The 7,318-nt window shown below is 59.3% G+C and carries 5 protein-coding genes and 1 pseudogene; 4 read left to right on the top strand and 2 right to left on the bottom strand.

Features of this window, described 5'->3' with window-relative positions:
- Positions 1-122 precede the first annotated feature (122 nt).
- The 4 genes and pseudogenes from WFJ47_RS16200 to WFJ47_RS16185 form a co-directional block, all read left to right on the top strand.
- A pseudogene (locus WFJ47_RS16200) lies at positions 123-863 on the top strand (phytoene desaturase family protein); the annotation flags it as partial.
- A complete protein-coding gene (locus tag WFJ47_RS16195; protein WP_336764384.1) occupies positions 853-1,626 on the top strand; it encodes a lysophospholipid acyltransferase family protein in 774 nt (257 codons plus the stop codon). The pseudogene WFJ47_RS16200 and the gene WFJ47_RS16195, both read left to right, overlap by 11 nt.
- On the top strand, positions 1,613-2,722 hold the full coding sequence (locus WFJ47_RS16190) for a glycosyltransferase family 2 protein (protein WP_336764382.1): 1,110 nt from the start codon (positions 1,613-1,615) through the stop codon (positions 2,720-2,722). Before WFJ47_RS16195 ends, WFJ47_RS16190 begins: the two co-directional genes overlap by 14 nt.
- A complete protein-coding gene (locus tag WFJ47_RS16185; protein WP_336764381.1) occupies positions 2,712-3,170 on the top strand; it encodes a DUF2141 domain-containing protein in 459 nt (152 codons plus the stop codon). Before WFJ47_RS16190 ends, WFJ47_RS16185 begins: the two co-directional genes overlap by 11 nt.
- A 61-nt stretch (positions 3,171-3,231) precedes the next feature.
- Here WFJ47_RS16185 and WFJ47_RS16180 read toward each other — a convergent pair whose 3' ends face one another.
- Together WFJ47_RS16180 and WFJ47_RS16175 are read right to left on the bottom strand one after the other, a co-directional pair.
- Positions 3,232-6,159: a TonB-dependent receptor domain-containing protein gene (locus WFJ47_RS16180; protein ID WP_408868674.1), complete on the bottom strand. Its 2,928-nt coding sequence runs from the start codon at positions 6,157-6,159 to the stop codon at positions 3,232-3,234.
- A gap of 500 nt (positions 6,160-6,659) precedes the next feature.
- Positions 6,660-7,318, bottom strand: a 659-nt coding sequence (locus WFJ47_RS16175; RefSeq protein ID WP_336764378.1) for an HAD-IC family P-type ATPase, incomplete at its 5' end; no start/stop codon positions are given.

Below are 7,318 nucleotides of genomic sequence, written 5' to 3'. Positions count from 1 at the left end.
TGGCCAGATCCAAACCAATCGTGGTAATCGTCATCTCGGATGGCTCCACTATCAGAGGTACGCAAAGATGGCGTCCTCACCTTTGGCACTATAGATGCCGTGATCGGGAGCCATCCACCCCATCTAATATGGATAGCGTGCGGACCATGCGCGAACTGATTGATCGCGATGTCGCGCCTCGCGCTTTCCGCAGATTTCGCCGACAATGGAAATCCCGCGAGCCCGCCTGCTCCGGCGTCGTGCTCTATCTCGGGCTTGATCGGGGCTATGAGCATCTCGCGCACCACAACTTTGTCTTTTCCCGCAATGCGGAGGAGGAATTTGACGCCATCTATCATCAGGGGCGTCCCGCACCTGACCCGACCTGCTACCTCGCCGCCCCCGCGCGCACGGAGCCAGAGACCGCTCCGGCGGGTGGGGAGGCACTCTACGTGCTCGTCCACACACCTTATATCCGACCGGGACAGAACTGGGCTGAAATGTTCCCCGGCTACCGTCAGACGATACTGAACAAGCTGAAGACCGCCGGGAAGATGCCCGACATCGAATCCCGTATTGTCGCAGAGCACCATCTCACGCCGCTGGACATCCATACGCGGTACGCGCCTCAGGCTGGCGCGATCTACGGTCTGGCAAGTCACGGGAAGCTTGCAGGAGGTTTCAAACCCGCCAATCGTTCGGGTGATCTTGCGGGGCTGTATATGGCGGGCGGCAGTGCCCATCCGGGTCCTGGCATGCCCATGGCGCTCATGTCCGGCTGGATAGCGGGTGATTGTCTGGATCAGGATGCCCGTGCACCTATGCCGGCCACGGCTCACGGCATCCCGCGGGTTCAGGCTGCATCTGCCGCCCATGTCCTCTGATCTATCCCGCGCCTTCGGCAGATCACCGTTTCTGGCGCATTGGATCACCAAGGCTCTGCGCCGACGTGTCACGCAGAATTTTGCCTCTTTGCGCTATGCCGGGGAACCACCCGCACTCAAACCGGGACAAGGCATAATCCTCTACAGCAACCACCCTTCCTGGTGGGACCCTGCGGTCTTTGCCGTCTTGCAGGACCGATTTTTCGCTGACCGACCCGGATTCGGCCCTATCGACGCTCAGGCTCTGGCCCGTTACCCGCTTCTCCGCCGAGCCGGGTTTCTTTCCCTCGATCAGAACTCTGTTTCATCGATACGGCGCTTTCTCCGTGATGCATCGGATATTTTGCGCCAAGGGGGGGTCTTCTGGATCACCGCACAAGGCGCGTTCACTGATGCCCGCATGCGGCCGCTTCAATTGCGCCCCGGCCTTGCCCATCTGGCGGCTCGTATGCCCGGCACGCCCATCGTGCCCTTAGCCCTCGATTACAGCTTCGGTACCGAAAGCCGACCGGACGTCGCGGTCATGTTCGGTTCGCCCTTGACCTGTAGTGGGGAGCGCGCTGCGACCATGACCCCCCGGCTGGAGGCGGCGCTCGAGGTGCTCTGCGATCGCCTCGCTGAAAAGGTAAGCCTCCAGGATCACGCCAGCTTCACGCCTTTCCTGGGCGGGCGGGAGGGCATGGGCGGTGTCTATGCCTCTCTGCAGCGCATCACCGCTAGCTTGAGCGGACGGAAGTTCGAGAAGCGCCATGTCGCACGATGATCTGGGCCGAAAGAAGGAGCGCGAGTACCTCCTTTGTGGACTGGCCTTCCTCCCCCTGCTGTTGTGCCTGACCAATCTGAGGGTGTTGGCGCGTGCACCTGCCGCCGCCATCAAATCACAGGATGGGGTGTCGGTCCTTATACCGGCGCGGAATGAAGCGACCCAGATCATTCCAGCCCTCGAAAGCGTCTTGGCCAATGGCACGCTCGTCAAAGAGATCCTTGTTCTCGACGACAACTCGGGTGATGACACTGCAGACCGCGCGCTCAGTCTCGGTGATGATAGAATTCGGATCTTGTGCGGAACACAGCTTCTTGAAGGGTGGTGTGGCAAGAATCACGCCTGCGCGCAGCTTGCGCGCGCAGCAACCCAACCCTGGCTGCTCTTCATCGATGCCGACGTGCGTCTGACGACCGACGCCGTGAATCGCCTGGTCGCGCTGGGAGACAGTCCGAATGCCCCCGCCCTCCTCAGCGGCGTCCCCCGTCAGATCACCGCCACCTGGCTCGAGTGGCTCCTTCTACCACTGATCAATGTTCTCCTCTTTGGTTATCTTCCTTTGGCTCTGGATAACGGGCGCTCAGCGGGGCTCGCCGCTGCCTGCGGGCAGCTCGTAATGGTGCGCGCGCAGGCCTATCGTGAATCGGGGGGACATGGAGCGATAAGGGGCCGCCTGCATGACGGCCTTGCCCTTGCCCGCCATCTGAGACGCCACGGATACCGCACCCGACTCATCGATGCGACCGACCTTGCACAGTGCCGCATGTATCGCAGCGGGTCGGAAGTCTATGCCGGTCTGATGAAAAACGCCGTCGAGGGCATGGCGGGACCGGTGGCACTCCCCATCTGGACCGTACTGCTCGCTGGCGCTCATATCCTTCCCTTCCTGTGTCGCGGTACCGCCCTAGTCTGGATGGCACGCATGGCCAGCCTTACATTTCGGCTGATCGTTGCCCTGCGCTGCCACCAGGGCTTGCGAACCGCCCTCCTGAGCCCCATCGGCGTCTTTCTGCTTCTCTGGATCCAGTTTCACGCTCGTCTACGCCATTTGCTCGGGCGCCCCGTCTCCTGGAAAGGTCGTATCTATGATACCTGATTTTGCGCGCCAGCGGCGCCACTCTGTCGGGCTCGGTGCCCTAGCGACTATGCTGTTCGGAGGGGCATGGCTGGCTCCGGCACATGCGGCTACTGTCTCTGCCGAGATCAGCAATATCCCGGACAATACCGGCACGATCCGGGTGGCGCTGTGTACGGAAGACGAGTTCCTCAAGCCCAGCTGCGCTTTCCACGCTGAGACCGCTTCAACAGCTCCCCGGATCACCGTGGTATTTTCCGACGTTCCTGCTGGCACTTACGCAATCCAGGCTTACCAGGACCGCAATGGCGACGCGAAACTCAATCGAACCTTCATCGGAATCCCCAAGGAGCCAATTGGCTTCTCACGCGATCCCAAGCTGAGCTACGGCCCTCCAAGCTTCGAGGAGTGCGCGTTGCGTTTCACGGATGCCGGTGGAACAGTCGCCCTGAAATTAATCACGCATTAAAGCAGAAGAGCCGCCCCCGGTAAGGGAGGCGGCTCTTTAAAACAGGCCGGATCAGGCGTGATCAGAACGACCGGTTGACCTGCATGAATACGTAGCGACCGATGATGGCACTCGTATAGATGGCGTTTGCCGTGTTGGTGGCGGTGTCAAAGACGAAGGGCGGCTTCTTGTCGAGAATGTTGTTAACACCAGCCTCTAGGTTCCACTTGTTCCAGCGATAGTTGACCGTCACATCGTGGGTGAAGATGCCCGGCGTGCGCCATTGTCCTGCCGTCTGGCGCGTCAGATCCTCCGACATGTCGTTCCACACCATACCGCCCGTATAGTGCAGCATATAGGTGAAGGCGAAGGCATTATGCTGCCACGTCGCGGTGGTATAATTCGACACGCGGGGAATACCATTAGGCATACCGACTGACGAAGAGCCCTGGAAGAACAGGCGACCAGCATAGTTGTACCAGCTTCCGCCCGGCTCGTTCTGCTGCAGATAGGAAACAATCTGCTGCAGGTTGTTGCTCAGCGTGATCGAGTTCTCGCGATTGATGCGGATACGATAATCCAGATCGAAATCGATGCCCGATGTCTTCAGCCCGCCAAGATTGTCATAGAGCGTGCTGACATAGTTGATCTGCTGGTTGGACGAGCGTGTGATGTCGGAGCAGTATTGCGGCGCTGAACCCGTATAGCAAGAGTCGAGCACATACTGCGCCGAAACCGCGCTGATGGCATTCTTGATCGTGTAATGCCAGTACTCGACAGATGCCGAAAGGTTCGGAATCCAGCGCGGGGTGATGACCGTACCGACCGTATAGGTGCGACCCGTTTCGGGGCGCAGATTGCCGTTACCGCCGCTGATGGCCGGAACCTGACCGGAATTGGCCACTTCGAATGTTGCAGGATTGATGCCCTGCTTCATGCAGTTGGCAATGACGGTCGGATTGCTGGCGCCGGAGCACGGATCATTCGCTGCGGCATAGCCAAGCGACTGCCCCTGATAGAGTTCATACACATTGGGCTGACGATAGGATGTACCAAGTGTCGCACGGAAGCGAATGTCGCGGATGGGCGCCCAGTTGATGCCCACTTTCCAGTTCTGCGTGTTGCCGAAGGTATTGTAATGCGACCAGCGACCTTGTGCATCGACGGTCAGGTCCTTCGCTAGGAAAGCGTCACGCAGCAGCGGCAGCTTGGCCTCGCCATATACCTCGGTCGCATTGAACCCGCCGCCCGTATAGGACTGGGTGTTGCCGGTCGTGTCACCATTCACGGCAAGCGGATCGGGCGCATAGCTGAGCTGCTCGCTGCGATGCTCAAGGCCGAAGGCTAGACCCAGATCACCACCATGCTCGTAAGGCATGCGCACAACCTTGTCGTTGTTCACACGCAGATTGAAGTCACGGATCATGTATTGCGAATGATCGTGCTGGTTGAACTTGGCGTATGAAGCGCCCTGCTGCGACATGGGCGCAAACGGGTTCTGCAACGAGCATCCCGCAGCAGCCTGGCAGACAGTCGGGTCATAGGTGACGGCGCTGGACGCATCGGTCGGGTCGAGCTGGCGAATACCATATTCCTGAAGGATATGGCGATAATTACCCATATTGTTGGTATCGTAGCGTGCCTGGCTCACGCCATAACCCATCGACGCGTCATAATACCAGTTATGGGTGATCAGCCCATTCATGCCGCCTGTGATCTGTAGGTTATCCGTCGCGTATTCCTGACGCCGATCACCAAGATCCGTGTAGCGCTTCTGGACGACAGTATCGACGCCGAACGGATTGTAAGGCGCATTAGCCGGCAAAGTGAGAGGATTGGAGAGCTGTGAGGGGTAGATCGAGCCGGCCACCGGCGAGGGTGCCAGCGAGGCTGCCGCCGTCTTGTGGGCGTAGCGCACATTGGCGTAGAGGTTGAAATGCTCATTGAACTTGTAATGGGCATCGCCGGACAGCACGGAGTTCTGCACGTAATTCGTGAGGCTCTGGTTATTGCCGTAATTATAGCGATTTGCTGCCGTATAGCGCGAGAACGTGCTGCCATCGCCATTCGAGATCAGCCCGGCGCCCGGACCGCTGAGGACGCGCGTATTCGCGGTATAGCCTGAGCCGTAGATGGGCGGCACGCCGGGGTCGTTAGAGGCCTGAACCAGACGCGACCAGTCGCGGTCACGCTGCATCACGGGGCCCTGTGTCAGGTACTGCCCGGCCAGGGTGATGTTGCCCTTGTCATGGTCGAAATTCCAGCCCTTGAAGCCAGAGATCAGACCCGTGCGAGAGTCACCCTGATCAGTGATACCGCCACGGATGGTCATGCCCCCCGTGGTCAGGTCATGACGCAGCTTGATGTTGACCACACCGGAGACAGCATCGGCACCGTAAAGCTCGGAGCCACCGTCCTTGAGGATTTCGACGCTCGCAATCTGCTCGATGGGGATCGTGTTCAGATCGACGCAGGCGGCGCCAGGGTCCTGCGCCACGCGCTTGCCATCGATCAGGACAAGGACGCGCTTCGAGCTGAGATTGCGAATATCCGTGCAGGAAACGCCGCCGAAGCCATTGGTCTGGCTATTGGAAGCGCCCGAGTTGCCGATGGACGGCAGACGCTGCAGGTAATCGCCCAGCGTGGTTGCGGCGGTCTGCTGGATCTGCTTGGCCGTGACGATCTGGACCGGGTTCGCGTTCTGGTTGTTCGAGCTGCGCAGCATCGACCCCGTGACGACGATGCTCTCGCTTCCTCCCTCGCTCACGCCGCTGGTCAGAACACGTGCGCGCGCCGCAGGCTTGGCAGCGGGAGCGGCTGTCGGAATGGCAGCCCGGCTGCCATCGCTGGTGACGACCTGACTACGCACCGGGGCAGCCTTGGACGCCGCTGTGCGATGATTGCTGTGCTTGTGCGCCTGGGTTGCCGCCATGGCGGCTGGTACGCCGTACCACGAGGAGGTGAGCACGGTTGCACCGAGAATCCTTGCGAGGATCGAGTGGCACTTCATGAAATGGATCGCCCGTGTGAGAGAGGAATGGACTGTTACGATACTGTCTCGTTGCAGAAACGCGACTTCACACGCAAGCAGGTTCGATTACAGTTTGGTTGGATCGAGTCACATTCTGGGTAATATGTTGTTGTTCTGCAACATTCATTAACAACGCCGTGCGACAAGCCCGTTCCGCCCTAAGAATTTTCATTCCTACGCAAGCCGATAAACAGAATTATCGTACACTTGCATGGCTTTTCAGATATCTGATCTGTCACGCTGACTGCGCGACCGCGTGTCTGACAGTTCACCCGCCAGAAGGAGGGCGATCTTGCTGATGACCGGCGCTGGCGGTTACGCGCTCGAAGCACGGCTTACGGGCGGATATGAGGATCTGGCCGAAAGTCCCGCCCTAAAGCTCGTCACAAACGCATAATTTGTAAGGAGATCCAACATCCTCTCCGGGTAAGAGCCCGCAGAAGGAGGCAGGCCTTATCCAGTTGCGTTTCCTGCTGGGTCTAACCGATCGCGCGCTCGGAGCGCCATCGGTTGAGCAGAAGGGAGTTCGACACGACAGAGACAGAGCTGAGCGCCATGGCGCCACCGGCCAGAGCAGGGTTTAGCAGACCGCAGGCGGCAAGCGGTATCGCCGCCAGATTATATCCGAAGGCAAAGACGAGGTTCTGGCGGATCTTTGAGACAGTGGCTTTTGAGAGAGACAGAGCGTCCAGAATGGCCCGCAAATCCGAACTCATAAGGACGAGATCAGCCGTTTCCAATGCCGCGGCGGAACCTGAGCCGATGGCGATACTGATATCGGCTGCGGCAAGCGCCGGGGCATCATTGATCCCATCACCCGCCATTCCCACAACGCATCCTGATCCACGCAATGCCTCGATGGCCGCCACCTTTCCTTCGGGCCGTAAAGCCGCCTGAACCCTCGTAATTCCGGCATGCCGGGCGACGGGAGCCGCGCTTTGCGCAGTATCACCCGTGAGCATGGTCGTGCTGATACCAAGTTTCTCGAGCGTTCGCATCACTGCGGGAGCTTCGGGACATGGCGTAATCGCGACGAGAGGGGATGCCATACGTGTATGATGACCCCAGTCACGGAAATGATGGAGGACAGCATGTGTGCTACCCACAATGATGATCTGAAATATGTCGGCCTGGATGT

The sequence above is a fragment of the Asaia sp. VD9 genome, assembly GCF_037150015.1.
In the GTDB taxonomy this organism is placed as follows: Bacteria; Pseudomonadota; Alphaproteobacteria; order Acetobacterales; family Acetobacteraceae; genus Asaia.
This window is presented reverse-complemented; position numbering and strand designations above follow the sequence as displayed.

Bases quoted from the DNA above. Each gene is read 5' to 3' on its own strand.
- WFJ47_RS16195 (WP_336764384.1), top strand. From the start codon at position 853: ATGTCCTCTGATCTATCCCGCGCCTTCGGCAGATCACCGTTTCTGGCG.
- WFJ47_RS16190 (WP_336764382.1), top strand. From the start codon at position 1,613: ATGTCGCACGATGATCTGGGCCGAAAGAAGGAGCGCGAGTACCTCCTT.
- WFJ47_RS16185 (WP_336764381.1), top strand. From the start codon at position 2,712: ATGATACCTGATTTTGCGCGCCAGCGGCGCCACTCTGTCGGGCTCGGT.
- WFJ47_RS16180 (WP_408868674.1), bottom strand. From the start codon at position 6,159: ATGAAGTGCCACTCGATCCTCGCAAGGATTCTCGGTGCAACCGTGCTC.